General features: G+C 36.3%; 16 protein-coding genes. 9 read left to right on the top strand and 7 right to left on the bottom strand.

The window, feature by feature from the left end; all coding sequences use genetic code 11:
* Positions 1 to 389 precede the first annotated feature (389 nt).
* The 6 genes from D5J18_RS07855 to D5J18_RS08830 all read left to right on the top strand — a co-directional run bounded on the left by D5J18_RS07855 (position 390) and on the right by D5J18_RS08830 (position 5,833).
* Positions 390 to 1,121 carry a 5'-nucleotidase C-terminal domain-containing protein gene (locus D5J18_RS07855; protein ID WP_133298129.1) on the top strand — a complete coding sequence of 244 codons (732 nt, stop codon included), beginning with the start codon at positions 390 to 392 and terminating at the stop codon, positions 1,119 to 1,121.
* Positions 1,122 to 1,137: 16 nt separating this feature from the next.
* A complete protein-coding gene (locus D5J18_RS07850) occupies positions 1,138 to 2,058 on the top strand; it encodes a bifunctional metallophosphatase/5'-nucleotidase (protein WP_119058448.1) in 921 nt (306 codons plus the stop codon).
* Between the two features lie 21 nt (positions 2,059 to 2,079).
* A complete protein-coding gene (locus D5J18_RS07845) occupies positions 2,080 to 2,571 on the top strand; it encodes a YqiA/YcfP family alpha/beta fold hydrolase (protein WP_119058447.1) in 492 nt (163 codons plus the stop codon).
* Positions 2,572 to 2,604: 33 nt separating this feature from the next.
* Entirely contained in the window at positions 2,605 to 4,218 is a 1,614-nt protein-coding gene (locus D5J18_RS07840) for a DUF8614 domain-containing protein (protein WP_119058446.1), read from the top strand.
* A gap of 31 nt (positions 4,219 to 4,249) precedes the next feature.
* On the top strand, positions 4,250 to 5,599 hold the full coding sequence (locus D5J18_RS07835) for an NAD-dependent succinate-semialdehyde dehydrogenase (protein ID WP_119058445.1): 1,350 nt from the start codon (positions 4,250 to 4,252) through the stop codon (positions 5,597 to 5,599).
* A gap of 96 nt (positions 5,600 to 5,695) precedes the next feature.
* Entirely contained in the window at positions 5,696 to 5,833 is a 138-nt protein-coding gene (locus tag D5J18_RS08830) for a hypothetical protein (RefSeq protein ID WP_165844991.1), read from the top strand.
* A 170-nt stretch (positions 5,834 to 6,003) separates the two neighbouring features.
* Here the strand turns inward: D5J18_RS08830 and rsmG are convergent, their stop codons facing one another.
* The 5 genes from rsmG to kdsA are packed head-to-tail and all read right to left on the bottom strand — an operon-like array spanning position 6,004 to position 9,991.
* A complete protein-coding gene (gene rsmG / locus D5J18_RS07830) occupies positions 6,004 to 6,624 on the bottom strand; it encodes a 16S rRNA (guanine(527)-N(7))-methyltransferase RsmG (RefSeq protein ID WP_119058444.1) in 621 nt (206 codons plus the stop codon).
* Positions 6,625 to 6,634: 10 nt separating this feature from the next.
* Complete coding sequence (locus D5J18_RS07825) at positions 6,635 to 7,210, bottom strand: adenylate kinase (protein WP_119058443.1); 576 nt, start codon at positions 7,208 to 7,210, stop codon at positions 6,635 to 6,637.
* Between the two features lie 4 nt (positions 7,211 to 7,214).
* A complete protein-coding gene (hpt, locus tag D5J18_RS07820) occupies positions 7,215 to 7,754 on the bottom strand; it encodes a hypoxanthine phosphoribosyltransferase (protein WP_119058442.1) in 540 nt (179 codons plus the stop codon).
* Positions 7,755 to 7,793: 39 nt separating this feature from the next.
* Positions 7,794 to 9,152 carry an oxygen-independent coproporphyrinogen III oxidase gene (gene hemN, locus D5J18_RS07815; RefSeq protein ID WP_119058441.1) on the bottom strand — a complete coding sequence of 453 codons (1,359 nt, stop codon included), beginning with the start codon at positions 9,150 to 9,152 and terminating at the stop codon, positions 7,794 to 7,796.
* 23 nt (positions 9,153 to 9,175) lie between these two features.
* Entirely contained in the window at positions 9,176 to 9,991 is an 816-nt protein-coding gene (gene kdsA, locus D5J18_RS07810; RefSeq protein WP_119058440.1) for a 3-deoxy-8-phosphooctulonate synthase, read from the bottom strand.
* Positions 9,992 to 10,060: 69 nt separating this feature from the next.
* Here kdsA and D5J18_RS07805 point away from each other — a divergent pair, with 69 nt between their 5' ends.
* Complete coding sequence (locus D5J18_RS07805) at positions 10,061 to 10,282, top strand: SemiSWEET family transporter (protein WP_119058439.1); 222 nt, start codon at positions 10,061 to 10,063, stop codon at positions 10,280 to 10,282.
* Positions 10,283 to 10,404: 122 nt separating this feature from the next.
* Here D5J18_RS07805 and D5J18_RS07800 read toward each other — a convergent pair whose 3' ends face one another.
* Both D5J18_RS07800 and rpmH read right to left on the bottom strand, forming a co-directional pair.
* Complete coding sequence (locus D5J18_RS07800; protein ID WP_119058438.1) at positions 10,405 to 11,103, bottom strand: cell division ATP-binding protein FtsE; 699 nt, start codon at positions 11,101 to 11,103, stop codon at positions 10,405 to 10,407.
* A gap of 127 nt (positions 11,104 to 11,230) precedes the next feature.
* On the bottom strand, positions 11,231 to 11,386 hold the full coding sequence (gene rpmH / locus D5J18_RS07795) for a 50S ribosomal protein L34 (protein ID WP_119058437.1): 156 nt from the start codon (positions 11,384 to 11,386) through the stop codon (positions 11,231 to 11,233).
* A 188-nt stretch (positions 11,387 to 11,574) separates the two neighbouring features.
* On the opposite strand from rpmH, the gene gyrA reads away from it, so the two are divergent.
* Both gyrA and D5J18_RS07785 read left to right on the top strand, forming a co-directional pair.
* Entirely contained in the window at positions 11,575 to 14,109 is a 2,535-nt protein-coding gene (gene gyrA / locus D5J18_RS07790; protein ID WP_119058436.1) for a DNA gyrase subunit A, read from the top strand.
* 10 nt (positions 14,110 to 14,119) lie between these two features.
* Entirely contained in the window at positions 14,120 to 15,520 is a 1,401-nt protein-coding gene (locus D5J18_RS07785) for a tetratricopeptide repeat protein (protein ID WP_119058435.1), read from the top strand.
* Positions 15,521 to 15,560 lie beyond the last annotated feature (40 nt).

Raw genomic sequence — 15,560 nt, 5'->3', positions numbered from 1 at the left:
CACAGGTGAAAATAGAAAAACCGCACAAGATTTTCTTGCACGGCTTTGCGGTTCGCTCCCGAGGGGAAGCAAAAAATTATTATAAGTTGCTGATAATGAGTTGTTTAGCTCATTACTTGTGTGTGTGTGTGTGTGTGTGTTTACACTTTATTTTGAAACCCACAAATTTCATTTGTTAAAATTTCGTTATTTTTTTGTTAAAATTTTCGTTGAGATTTTTCTTCTCTCAACCTGCCCGCAAATGTATTTTACGTTTTTGAATTATGCAAATTTGTTTTTTTTGAGACAGAGGATTTTTTTTAAGGCTTTAGAAATTTTTGAGAATATATTTTTTAAAGCTTTTTAAAAAACAAGAAAAAAATACAATCTTTGCCTTAAATTATAAATTCATGAAATTCCCTGTAAATTATTTATTTATTCTGTTTTTCATTTTCTCTTGCCGCCCCGTTTTGCATCAAAGTGCTGCACCACAAAAAGAAATATTCAGCATTGATTCGCTAACTCCACCTCACAGAGATGCTCAGCAACTCATTGCTCCGTATAAAAAGCAATTGGATGCGCAGATGGATAAAGTCATCACGTACAATCCTTATATTCTAAACAAAGATGGGCTAAATTCTAATTTAGCACTCGTGAGTGCTGATGCGCTGCTGGCTGTGGCTAATGAGGTTTACCAAAAAAATTATGGTAAAGAAGTTGATGCGGCGCTCACCAATAGTGGTGGCTTGCGCCGTAATTTCACGCCTGGGAATCTAACTGTACGGTCAATTTATGAGCTGATGCCGTTTGAGAATGAAGTCGTTGTAGTGAGAATTTCAGGGCAAAAATTCAAGGAAATGATTGAATATTTGAGAAAAGGCAAAGGACACCCCATTGCAGGATTTAGCTTTGCTCGGCAAGGTGAAGATTCTGATATTTTGATAAAAAATCAACCTTTTGATGTGAATAAAACTTACACGATTGCTACCACCGATTTTTTGCAAAAGGGTGGCGATGGGATGGATTTCCTAGCGAACCCGATAGAGCTTCATCCGCTTGATTTGAAACTAAGAGGTTTGTTTATTCAATATTTTGAGAAATCAGACACAATAAAAATTAATACAACACCACGCTACAGATAATTTTTTTGAAAAAAAAATGAAAAGAAGACATTTTATTCAGCAAACCTTAGCTGCCACAGCTTTTGCGACTTTACCCGCCATGCCAGCTTGGGCGAAATCTGGCACGAAAAGATTAAGCATTTTACATACCAATGACCAACACAGCCGCATAGAACCTTTTGAGACTTCTGAGAACGAGAAATACAGCAACCGTGGCGGTTTTGCGCGCCGTGCTACTCTAATTGAGCGAATTAGGGCTCAAGAAAAAAATGTTTTGCTATTGGATGCTGGTGACATCTTCCAAGGGACGCCTTATTTCAATTTTTTTGGCGGAGAATTGGAGTTTAAGCTAATGTCTCAGATGAAATATGATGCCTGCACTATGGGTAATCACGATTTTGATAATGGCTTACAAGGATTTGAAAAACAATTGAAACACGCTGATTTTAGTTTCATTTGCTCTAATTACGATTTTAGAAACACCATTTTAGAAGGGAAAACAAAAGCCTATCAAATTTTTGTGAAAGACGGCATCCGAGTAGGGATCTTCGGGCTTGGTATTGATTTCGCTGGGTTGGTTCCCAAGGATTTGTACCAAGAGACGCAGTACCTAAATCCAGTAGAAATCGCTCAAGAAATGACTCAAAAACTGAAAGAAAAGCATTGTGATTTAATCATTTGCCTTTCACATTTGGGCTTCAAATATGATTCTTCTAAAATTGATGATTCCAAACTGGCTCAGCAAACCAAAGATATTGATTTAATCATCGGTGGGCATACCCATACCTTTTTGCCTGCTCCCGTGGAAATGAAAAACACTGAAGGTAAAACGGTGCTCATCAACCAAGTAGGCTGGGGCGGATTAAATTTAGGCAAAATTGATTTTGAGTTTTCGCTAGATAAAAAGCAGAAATATTATTCTGCGAAATCTTTGCCTATTACTCCCGATTTGGTTTAAATTTTTTAAGGCTTAAAAAAAATGTTGAAAATTCTTTATTTGCATGGGTTAAACAGTAAACTTCATGCCGATAGACAAAAGGTTCTAGAGCAATATTCAACTCAGATAGCGGCGCCACGATTGGATTATGAAAACGATTTGGAAATTCTGAATAAGTTTTTAGACCAAAACAGAAAATACGACGTCATCATCGGCTCCAGTGCAGGCGGTTTGCTCGGCTTCTTCCTTGCCAATCAATGGCAAATCCCAGCCTTGCTTTTCAATCCAGCATTGTCTTTTGCCCAGCATATCCCCAATCTGCCCGATACTCAAAATCAAACGGCTTTGATGCAAATCTGCATCGGGTGGCAAGATGAAGTGGTTTTGGCTCAGGAAAGTTTTAACTTTATTTTAGAAAAATTTTCTAAGCCTTCAAAAATTCATATTAACATCAGAAAAGATATGGCTCATCCCTTGCCCATCGATTGGTTTAAACAAGAAGTTGCTAGTTTTTTTATCAAATTGAGTAGATAATTTCTTACATTTGATTTAAAGCTTAAACGAATTATGAAAAAATATATTACAAGTATCGCTTCTGCTATTATTTTAACCAGTTGTGCTACACAAAAAAACGATGTCTCAATGGCTAAAGTTGAACCTGAAAAGTATGCCGATTTCACTTTAAATACCGATGCTGGCCAATTGAGCGAGAACGACCAGAAAATGCTACCTTACCTGTTTGAAGTAGCAAAAATCATGGATGAACTTTTTTGGTATGAAGCTTACGGTAAAAAAGAGGCTCTGCTAAACTACCTAAAAGGAGATAAAGAAAAGTTTGCAGTCATCAATTACGGGCCTTGGGATAGGCTAAATAATGATGCTCCGTTCATCAAAGGAATTGGCGCAAAACCAGCAGGTGCCAATTTCTACCCAACAAATATGACGAAAGAAGAGTTTGAGGCGGCTAATTTAAAAGACGGGAAAAGTCTTTACACTTTCGTGCGAAGAGATATGAACGGGAATTTGTACACGATTCCTTACCATGAAATGTTTCCTAAAGAAATCGAACGAGCTGCAAAATTAATGGAAAAAGCGGCTCAATTTGCTGAAACAAAAGATTTTAGAACTTATTTGCTAAAACGTGCCCAAGCTCTAAGAACTGATGACTACTACGAGAGTGATTTGGCTTGGATGAACATGAAAGACAACCGCCTTGATTTTATAGTAGGACCTATCGAAACTTATGAAGATCAATTATTTGGCTACAAAGCCTCGCACGAAGCTTATATCTTGGTAAAAGACCAAGAGTGGAGCAAAAAATTAGAAAAATATGCTCAATTTTTGCCCGAATTGCAGGCTAATTTGCCTGTCGCCAATGAGTACAAAGCAGAAAAACCAGGCAGTGATGCAGATTTAAATGCGTATGATGTGATTTATTATGCTGGGCATAGTAATGCTGGGAGTAAAACCATTGCAATAAACCTCCCTAATGATGAACGCGTACAATTGGAGAAAGGAACTCGCCGCCTACAGCTCAAAAATGCGATGCGAGCAAAATTTGATAAAATTCTAAAACCCATTAGTGAGCTTTTAATTGACCCAAAACAGCGAAAGAACGTCACCTTTGATGCATTTTTTGCCAATACAATGTTTCATGAAGTAGCTCACGGTTTAGGCATCAAAAACACCATCAATGGCAAAGGAAGCGTACGCCAAAGCCTGAAAGAACACGCCTCTGCACTAGAAGAAGGCAAGGCCGATATTTTAGGCCTATACATGGTCAATCAATTAGTTAACAAAAATGAACTGGAAGGCGATATAAAAGATTATATGACGACTTTCATGGCTGGTATTTTCCGCTCTGTGAGATTTGGTGCAAGCAGCGCACACGGGGTCGCCAATATGATTCGCTTCAATTATTTTAAAGAGAAAAAAGCATTTACTCAAAATGCGGATGGCACATACACCCTGAATTATGAAAACCTAAAAACTGCAATGAATGATTTATCAAAAGAGATTTTGACTTTACAGGGCAACGGCGACTACAACGGCGTGGCTGCCTTGGTAGAGAAATACGGTAAAATCCCGAGCAGTTTACAAACTGATTTAGATCGCTTGAATCAAAACGGTATCCCAGTGGATATCAACTTTATCCAAGGACTGAATGTTTATAAAAAATAATTTTTTTTTTAAGGCTTAAAAAATTTTTTAAATGAAATCAATTAATCCATATACCAACGAACTGCTCTTTGAACACCATGAAGATTCGGCTGAAAAAATTCATCAGGTTATTGAGAAATCACATCAGGCATTCCATTCTTGGCGAAAAACGAGCTTTGAAGAACGAGCAAAAAAAATCATGAAAGTCGCCCAATTCATTGAAAAAGAGAAAAATGAATTTGCAAAAATTATGACGCTGGAAATGGGAAAACCCATCAGCCAATCAATCTCCGAAATTGAAAAATGTGTTTGGGTTTGTGAATATTATGCTGAAAATGCAGAAAAATTTTTAGAACCTAAATCCATTGAGACCGATGCACAAAAATCTTATATCCGCTACGATGCTCTGGGTGTGATTTTAGGCATTATGCCATGGAATTACCCCTTTTGGCAAGTATTTCGCTTTGCAATTCCTACGCTGATGGCGGGCAACACGGTTTTGCTCAAGCATGCTAGCAATGTGATGCAAAGTTCAAAAAATATTGCAAAAGCTTTTGAATACGCTGGTTTAGGAGAAATTTTTCAGGCTTTGATTATTTCTAGTGAAAAAATAGAAAAAATCATCAAAAACCCGAGAATAAAAGGCGTCAGCTTGACTGGCAGCAAGCCTGCGGGTAGCGCGATAGCTAAAATTGCAGGCGAGGAAATTAAACCTTCTCTTTTGGAATTGGGCGGGAGTAATGCACTGGTGGTTTTTGAAGATTGTAACTGGGATTCCACCTTGGAAACGATAGTAAACGCACGCTTCCAAAATACGGGGCAAAGTTGCATCGCTGGGAAGCGACTGCTAATAGAAGAGTCTATTTTCGACTCATTTCTAAAGGCTTTAAAAATTAAGATTGAAAATTTAAAATCTGGTGACCCCCTCAATTCTGAAACTTATATTGGGACTTTGGCAAGAGAAGATTTAGCAGAAGATTTAGAAAAACAAATGAAAAAATCGGTGGAAATGGGAGCTGAAATATTGATAGGTGGAAAGCGTAATGCAGCCTATTTTGAACCGACCTTGCTGACAAATGTTACAACCGAGATGCCTGTTTTTCAAGAAGAAACGTTTGGGCCATTGTTGATTGCAGTTCCCTTTAAAAATGAAAATGAAGCTATTGACTTAGTAAATGCATCTGATTTTGGGTTGGGCTGTTCTTTATTTACTCAAAATTTAGAAAGAGCCGAGCGAATGATTTCAGAACTAAATGAAGGTGCAGTTTTCATCAACGAATTGGTCAAAAGTGACCCACGCTTACCCTTTGGCGGTGTTGGAATTTCAGGCTACGGCAGGGAATTATCAGAAGATGGAATTTTGTCTTTTGTAAATAAAAAAACAGTATTTTTGAAGGCTTAAAAAATTTTTAACTATAAAACTTAAAGTAGTTCAAGTAATTTAAAAGCGTTTTGGCATAGAAATTTATACTAAAATATTGATTGAAATTTAGAAATTATGAGTAAGGCAGCTTCAACACAAAAGGAATCTGGTAAAAGACAAGTCGCTATTAATCCGGCTAATCAAAGAAGTGGGAATCGCCCTGGGTCACCGGCAAGAACTAACGGAAAAAATATAAAAGAAGAAGAGGAATAAATATTTCTAAAGTTTAAAAGAAAACCTTTCTTTTTTTTAATTAAAATTAGATTTTTATCAGATAATTTTATTTTTTTTAGTTAAATTTTGAAATAAATATAAAGAATCTGTTTCTATGTATAAAAACAGATTTTTATAGATATTACTAAAATATTTTTATGAAAAATTTTCTAAGGCTTAAAATAAATAAGCTTTTTAGTTTCAAAAAAATCTTCCTCAAAATACCTAGAAAGCTCGAACTCCAAATACTTTATACCTTTCATTTCTTCATCTAAATCTCCCCCTTTCAGGTAAAGAATTCCATTTTCTAATTTTTGCATGGGGGCTTTTTCATTTAAAAATTTTTGCCTTACCCAAGTGATAAATCTAGGCATTTGCGTCACCGCACGACTGATGACAAAATTAAATTTCCCCGTAACTTTTTCTGCTCTGATTTGCTGTGCAGAAACATTTTTTAAGCCTAAAGCCTCAGCGACTTCTTCTACCACCTTTATTTTCTTTTGAATGGAATCGATTAGGATAAAATCTGTTTCAGGATATAAAATCGCTAAAGGAATCCCAGGGAATCCACCGCCTGTCCCTACATCCAAAATTCGCTGTTGTGGGACAAATTGCTCAATTTTAGCGATGCCCAAGGAATGCAAAACATGTTTGAGATACAGTTGGCTGATGTCTTTACGAGAAATCACATTGATTTTTTGATTCCAATCCTCGTACAACGTACCCAAGTCTTTAAATTGCTTTTTCTGCTGTGCGGAAAGCTCTGGGAAATATTTTTCTATCAGCTCCATATATCGGGAACTATAGTTTTTCTATTTCGCCAATCAAGCTCTGAGTAATTTCATCTATTTTACCCTCACCATTGATTTCTACCCATTTATTTTGACTTCTGTAGTGTTGAGAAACCTCGTTTGTTTTTTTATAATATTCTGCTATTCTATTTCGGATTATTCCCTCATTTTGGTCATCATCACGATTGCTAGTTTCTCCTCTCTTCAAGAGTCTTTGTACCAAAATTTCATCTTCTACTACCAAAGCTAAACACAAATCAATCTCTTCATTTAGTTCTTGTTTTAGAATTTCATCTAAATCTTTGGCCTGCTCTGTAGTACGCGGATACCCGTCAAACAATAAACCTTTAGCAGTTTTGTTATTAATCACTTCTGCTCTCAGCATTTTAGTCGTCACTTCATCGGGTACCAGTTCGCCTTTGGCTATATATTCTTTGGCCAAAACTCCCAATTCGGTTTCCTCTCGCATATTAAACCGAAACATTTCACCCGTTGATAAATGTACAAAATCAAATTTTTTTACAAGATTTCCCGCTTGTGTTCCCTTTCCACTTCCTGGAGGTCCAAACAATACAATGTTTTTCATTTTCTTATTCTTTTACTTGATATATACTTGGCAAATTTCTTCCTAACCCGTTGTAATCTAAGCCATAACCTACCACAAATTTATCGGGTATGCTTAGTCCTATAAAATCTACTTTTAATTCTTTTTGATATGCTTCTGGCTTAAAGAGAAGAGCTGCAATACTGAGGCTTTTCACATTTTTATTTTCTAGCATTTGGTAAAGAGCTTCTAATGTGTTCCCAGTATCCACAATATCTTCCATGATGACGATATGTCTGTTTTCGACTAAATGAGAAGGCAAATCCATTAATTTTTTGACTTCTCCCGTAGAGGAAGTCCCTTGATAGGATTGCATTTGCACGAAAGCCAACTCACAATCACCTGGGTAATGTTTGAGAAAATCACTGATAAACATTACAACGCCATTCAAAACTCCTACGAAAATCGGTACATCATCTGTGAATTTTTCATAAACCTCTTGTGCTACATTTTTTACAGCTTTATAAATTTCTTCTTCGCTCAAAAAAGGATAAAATATCTTATCATGAACACTAATTTCTTGCATAATTGGTGATAAAACGTAAAGATAATAAACAATTTTGAATTAAATCGTCATTGAAAAAATTTTTGTCTGTGGTTGATTCCTCAGCATTCGCAAATCAAAAGCCATACAAATATTCCTTACAAAAATCCGCCCTTTTTCTGTAACTTTCAAGCGATTATCTTCAAAGGCAATCAATTCATCTTTTTCCATTTCAGCCAAATTATTCTTAACAGATTCTAATTCAGGGAATTTAGCTTCTGTAAAGTCTGTTTCCATATGACACATTAAGTTGAGAATATGTCGGCGAATTAGTAAATCTTCCTCGTTCAAAATATGCCCTTTCACCACAGGAATTGTTCCGCCTTTCACCAAATCGGTATATTTTTTTACACTCTTATGATTCTGAGCAAAACTATACCAGCTATCAGAAATAGCCGACATTCCTAGGCCAATCATCACTTGCGTGTTGGAAGTTGTGTAGCCCATAAAGTTTCGGTGCAGTTTCTGATTAATCATCGCCTGATACATCGAGTCTGATTTCAGGGCAAAATGATCCATCCCTATTTCTACATAATCCAACTCTTCCAGCATTTGCTTCCCTACCTCATACAACTCCCTTTTTTTATCAGGTGTCGGTAAATCTTCCTCATCAAAGCCACGCTGCCCCACTCCCTTCACCCACGGCACATGCGCATAGCTGTAGAAGGCTATTCGGTCAGGATTTAGCTGCTTAGTCAGGCGAATAGTCTCTTTCATTTTTTCTAAAGAATGGAATGGCAGCCCAAAAACCAAATCGTGGCTAATACTTTCATAGCCAATTTCACGTGCTTGAAGCGTTACACGCTCCACATTTTCATAAGGCTGAATGCGGTTTATAGCTTCTTGAATTTGAAAGTCATAATCCTGAACTCCGAAGCTAATTCGCTTGAATCCAAAATCATACAAAGCCTGTAGATGCTCCCTTGTAGTATTATTAGGATGTCCTTCTATACTAAATTCATGCTCAGGGTGTATTTCTGCATTTTCAAAAAGTCCCTCGAGCAATCGGATTAAATTTTCTGGGCTAAAAAATGTTGGTGTTCCTCCGCCAAAGTGCAATTCTTTGACTCTTGGCTTTTCCCCAAGTAGCTGAAGATACAATTTCCATTCCTCTAGTACCGTATCAATGTAGTCATCTTCCACCTCATGGCGTTTGGTAATATGTTTGTGGCAAGCACAAAACGTGCATAAACTCTCACAAAACGGCAAGTGAATGTAAATCGAAATCCCATCTTTTTGATTAGTTTCTTGGTAAGATTTCACTAAAGTTTGCTTCCAACTCTCTAGGCTAAATGTATTTTCATCCCAATACGGAACAGTAGGATAACTCGTATACCGCGGTCCAGGTGTATTGTATTTTTGAATTAATTTTTTTTGCATTTTTTTTAAGCCTTAAAAAATTTTTAAATAGAATAAATGACTTCTCTAATTTTAGTTAATTTTGCCAACAAATCATCTAATTTGCTAAGTGGCAACATATTAGCTCCATCTGATTTAGCATTTTGAGGCTCAGGGTGCGTTTCAATAAAGATTCCCTTAGCTCCAGTCGCTATTCCTGCTTTTGCCAAAGTTTCTATCAACTCTGGTTTTCCTCCAGTCACACCCGATTTTTGATTTGGTTGCTGGAGTGAATGCGTCACGTCCAAAATCACAGGTGCAAACCCATTCATCACAGGAATTCCTCTAAAGTCTACTACCAAATCCTGATAACCAAATGTGGTTCCTCGCTCAATGATTGCCACTTTTTCATTGCCACTTTCTTTTACTTTCTCCACAGGAAATTTCATTGCCTCTGGAGACAAAAATTGACCTTTTTTTAGCGTAACGACTTTCCCTGTTTGTGCAGCAGCCACCACCAAATCTGTTTGCCGAACTAGAAAAGCTGGAATCTGCAAAACATCTACATAATCAGCCGCTAAAGTCGCCTCCGAGCATTCGTGAATATCTGTCGTCACAGGAATATCAAACTCTTCTCCTATTTTTTTTAAAATATTTAAAGCCTTTTCATCACCAATTCCCGTGAAGGAATCTAACCTAGAACGATTGGCTTTTCTAAAAGAACCCTTAAAAATATAAGGAATTCTATATCTATCTGTCAACTCCACAATTTTCTCTGCAATACGACGGGGCGTATCTTCATTTTCAATGGCACAAGGCCCTGCAATGAGGAAAAATTGCTCGGAATTCTTATTTTTGATTTTGTCTAAAGATTGAATCATACAACAAATTTAATCAATAAAAAACGTTTTTACCGATTAAAAGCTTATCTTTAGAATAAATTTTAACTAATGACTTGGATTGATTTAGTTGGTTACTCTGCTTCTATCTGCATCGTTGCGAGTTTTTTAATCAAAAATAATTTAAAACTCATACGCATCGTCAATCTTGCTGGCTGTATTTTTTTCACGATTTATGGTTTTTCGATTGATAGTATTCCCATCATCATTCCCAATGCTTTTTTAGTTTTTGTACAATTGTATTATCTTTTTCTAAATCCTGAGAAGAATTAATTTTTAGAAACGGGTAATAAAAAGTGAAAGATAAAAGGCTAATAATTATAACTTGGTAAATATTTTTTTCCTAATTTTCTAAGCTTTAAAAAAATCAGAAATTTTCTAAGCCTTAAAAAATTTTAATCTAAAAAAATGTCTTCAGTAGAGACTTCTATCACCTTTCCATTCTCGCAACGGAAAGTTTTTGCGGGGAATCGCTTTATGAGGGAATAATCGTGTGTTGCCATCAGCACCGCCATATGTCTTTCTTTTGAAATTTTCTGAATTAAATTCATAATTTCTATCGAGGTATGGGGGTCTAAATTCCCCGTTGGCTCATCTGCTAAAATGATTTCAGGGTGGTTCAATAAAGCCCTAGCAATGGCCACGCGCTGCTGCTCTCCGCCAGAAAGTTGATGAGGCATTTTATGCTTTTTGGTCATCATATTCACGTTTTCTAAAGCTTCATCAATTCTTTTACTGATTTCCACGTTATCCTTCCAGCCTGTTGCCTTCAATACAAATCTTAAGTTTTTCTCAATATTTCGGTCTGTCAACAACTGAAAATCTTGAAATACAATTCCTAATTTCCTGCGCAAAGCTGGAATTTTTGAAGTTTTAAGCTGTGCTAAATCAAATCCCGCTACTTGACCTTCTCCATTTTGCAAGGGTAAATCGCTGTATAAAATCTTGAGCAGACTGCTTTTCCCGCTACCAGTTTTCCCGATGAGATAAGCAAATTCGCCTGAAAACAAATCAAAATCGATATTATTTAAGACTAAAAAATCTCTTTGATAAATATCGGCATTACGGAGTTGTATAATAGGCGTTGTACTCATGGAATCAAATTTTAAAACAAAAATAAGGATTTTAATAGCTTATAAAACACCTTAAGTGTTAATTAAAAAATAAAAACCGCTTTTCGTTAAAAAAAAAGCGGCTATATTCTTTAGTCTTAGATTAGAACTAGCGTTTTGCTCTCACAGCACTTACCGTAAGTCTTTTTCTACCTTTAGCTCTTCTTCTTGCTAAAACTTTTCTTCCGTTTTTAGTTGACATTCTCTCTCGGAATCCGTGCTTATTTCTTCTTTTTCTATTGGAAGGCTGAAATGTTCTTTTCATAACATTAATTAATTATTCATTACTCAAATCGGGTTGCAAATATAACATTTATTTTTAAATGAATAGCAAATGAAAAATCTTTTTTTTGATAAAAATTCACATTCATTGTTGATAATTACCTTTCAAAAATAGTGAAAGTATCGTTTTATACTTCGTATATTAGCAAATTATAGGAAAAAATAAGATATATGATTGAAGATATCAATGAGAATTTAATTCCGATCAATATTGAAGATGAAATGAAATCTGCCTATATCGATTATTCGATGTCAGTTATCGTTTCTCGTGCACTGCCAGATATTCGAGATGGGCTAAAGCCAGTTCATCGCCGCGTACTCTATGGGATGTATGATTTAGGACTTTTCTCCAACCGTGCTTATAAAAAATCAGCGCGTCTAGTCGGTGAAGTCTTAGGTAAATACCATCCGCATGGTGATTCTTCTGTGTACGATACCATGGTGAGGATGGCACAAGAGTGGTCGATGCGCTATCAATTGGTCGATGGGCAGGGCAACTTTGGCTCTATAGATGGCGACCCGCCTGCTGCAATGCGCTACACTGAAGCTAGAATGCGAAAAATATCTGAAGCAATGTTGACAGATATTGATAAAGAAACGGTAGATCATCAGCTAAATTTTGACGATACGCTGATGGAACCAACGGTTTTGCCTACACGGATTCCAAATCTGTTAGTCAACGGAGCAGCTGGTATTGCGGTGGGTATGGCAACCAATATGGCTCCGCATAACCTCTCTGAAGTTATTGACGGGATTAATGCTTATATTGATGATAATGAGATTAGTTTTGATGGCTTGATGGAATATATCAAAGCACCAGATTTCCCTACTGGAGGCATTATTTATGGTTATAATGGTGTAAAAGAAGCTTTTGAAACAGGACGTGGTAGAATAATTCTAAGAGCGAAGACTCGTTTTGAAGAAATCAATGGTCGAGATGCCATTATTGTTGATGAAATTCCTTACCAAGTCAATAAAGCTAATATGATTAAGGCTACGGCTGATTTAATCAAAGACGGGAAAATGGAAGGGATTTCTGAAATTAGAGATGAATCTGACCGCAAAGGTATGCGTATCGTTTATCTATTAAAAACAGACGCAATTCCTAATATCGTTTTAAATAAACTTTTTAAATATACTCAGCTTCAAACTTCTTTCAGTGTTAATAATATTGCCTTGGTCAATGGTCGCCCCGAGCAAGTGAATCTGAAAGATTTAATCAAACATTTTGTTAACCACCGCCACGAAGTCATTGTGCGTCGCACTGAATATGAATTGCGCAAAGCGAGAGAAAAAGCCCATATTTTAGAAGGCTTTATGAAAGTTATCGCGACAGAAGACGCGCTCGACCGAGCAATTGCAATCATTCGCCATAGCGAGAATCCGAATGTAGCTAAAGACGGCTTGATGAAGGAATTTGAGCTGACCGAAATCCAAGCTCAAGCAATTTTAGATTTACGCCTTGCTCGATTGACGGGAATGGAACTCGAAAAAATCAAAGAAGAGTATGAAGCCATCATGGCAGAAATTGAACGCTTGGAAGGAATTTTAGCTAATGCTGACCAACGTTTTGCCATCATCAAAGAAGAGTTGATTGAAATTAAAGAAAAATTTGGTGATACGCGCAGAACGAGTATTAATTATGCTGGTGGAGAAATGAGCATTGAAGATATTATTCCTGATGAGAAAATGGTGCTAACTATTTCACATTTAGGCTACATTAAAAGAACGCCTTTGAGCGAATACAAGGCTCAATCTCGTGGTGGCGTGGGGAATCGTGGCGCAACGTCTAGAGATGGTGATTTCCTAGAATATATGGTTGTCGCTTCCAATCACCAATATATGCTGTTTTTTACAGAAAAAGGAAAATGCTTTTGGCTTAGAGTTTTTGAAATTCCAGAAGGAAGCAAAACCAGTAAAGGTAGAGCTATTCAAAACCTGATTGCCATAGAACCTGATGACCGCGTAAGGGCTTATATTCGCACTCATGACTTGATGGATGAAGAGTACGTCAAATCAAGGTTTGTTGTCATGCTAACCAAAGAGGGGCAAATCAAAAAAACCTCTCTAGAAGCCTATTCTCGCCCTCGGGCTAATGGTATCAACGCCATCTCTATCCGAGAAAATGATGAGCTTTTAGAAGCTAAACTCACTGATGGAAACAACCAAATCATGATTGCTGCTAAAGGTGGCAAAGCCATTCGCTTTCATGAGTCTAACGTCCGTGCAATGGGTAGAACTGCATCAGGAGTGCGGGGTATTAGATTAGATAAAAAAGATGAAGCCATTGGAATGGTTATTGTAGCAGATACGGCGAATGACACCATTCTTGTAGTTTCTGAAAAAGGCTATGGTAAACGAACAGATGTAGAGGATTATAGAGAAACCAACCGTGGTGGCAAAGGAGTCATTACATTAAATATTACAGAAAAAACAGGAAATTTAATTGCCTTAAAAAATGTAACTGATGAAAATGATTTAATGATTATTAATAAATCGGGGGTTACGATTAGAACTTCTGTCTCGGCTTTGCGCATCATGGGGCGTGCTACCCAAGGAGTTAAATTAATTAATTTAAAATCTGATGATGAAATAGCTGCTGTGGCTAAAGTCGAAATTGAACACAATGAGGATTTAAATGAAGAAGATTTAAATGAAGAAAATGAAAATTCAATAAAATCTGATAACTTTAATGAAGAAGAATAATTAACTATATATGAAAAAAATAATTTTAAGTATAAGTTTAGCATTTATTGCTAGTAGCCTTTTGGCTCAAAAAGCAGAAATAGAAGCCGCCAATAGTGCCTTTCAATCAAAAAATTATACGCAAGCTTTAGAACACGCTCAGGCTGCTGAAACTAAATTAACCAGCAACCGTACAATTGAACCTAAGCTTTTAGCTGACTTTTATAAAAACGCTGCTACCGCTGCAAAAAATGCAGGAAAACTGGCTTTAGCCGCAAAATATTACGGAAAATTAGGTCAATTGGAATCAAAACCTTACTACGAAAGTAAGAACAAAGATTCTAAACAAACTGAATATTTTTGGAACAAAGCTGAAGCTGAGAAAATAACTTCGGCAGGGAATTACAGCCGCTTGAAAGAAAGAAAACCCCAAACTTCTTATATGAGAGAATTGGGCAATGAGATTAGTGATAAGGCCAATCAATCCTTAGCTCAAGCCAATGACGCTTTTAATGCCAAAAATTACAATCTGTCTGGCGATAAATTCCTAGAAAGTTACTATTTAACCCAAGCTTTAGGGAATCCTAATGACATTTTGAAATATTATGCTGGCGTTTCTTACCTGCAAACCAAAGACCAAATAGAAACAGCTACAGAACTTCTTCAGGAACTTATAGATGACGGATTTACAGGCGTGCAAGAGAGATATTATGCCCAAGAAAAAGACTCTAACAATGAAGTTTCTTTTGGCTCAAAAGCAGATATGGATGCGCAGGTAAAATTGGGTTTATACAAAAATCCAAGAATAGAAAAGACTGAATCCCTTGAGGAAGATTTATACAGCAATACTGTCTATGGATATTATAACACCAAGCAGTATGAAAAAGGAATTGAAGTAGCTAAAAAAGGGCTAGCGAAATATCCCGACAACGAAAATATGAATCAGCTTCTCTCTGGAATGTACTACAATTCTGGAAATTCGGCTGAATTCATTGCAGATTTAGAAAATAAAGTTAAAAACGATACCGCTACCGCTATTGACTATTTTAACTTGGCTAGACAGCTGGAAGATGATGGTAAAGAAAATGATATCGTAAGAAATTATTACAAAAAATCTATTGAAAAAGACCCTAATTTTTCCAGTGCTTACTTAAATTTAGCTTACAACATTATTTCTGAGGAGAAACCTTATGTAGAAGCGATGAACAACAATTTAGGAACTTCTGCAAAGGAAAAGAAAATTTACAAAGAGAACCAAGAAAAAAGAGTTGTACTTTATAAAGAAGCTTTACCTTATCTAGAAAAAGCTTACCAAATTTCTCCTGACGATCTTGTAGTAATTCGCGTCTTGAGAAACTCGTATGACGTTGTAGGGAATGACGATAAATTTCTTGAAATGAAGAAAATCCTAGATGAAAAAGAAAGTCAATAATTTTTTTTAAAGGCTTAGATTTTTTTTGAAAATCCATTTC

The organism is Candidatus Ornithobacterium hominis (genome assembly GCF_900538215.1).
Lineage (GTDB): Bacteria > Bacteroidota > Bacteroidia > Flavobacteriales > Weeksellaceae > Ornithobacterium > Ornithobacterium hominis.
This window is presented reverse-complemented; position numbering and strand designations above follow the sequence as displayed.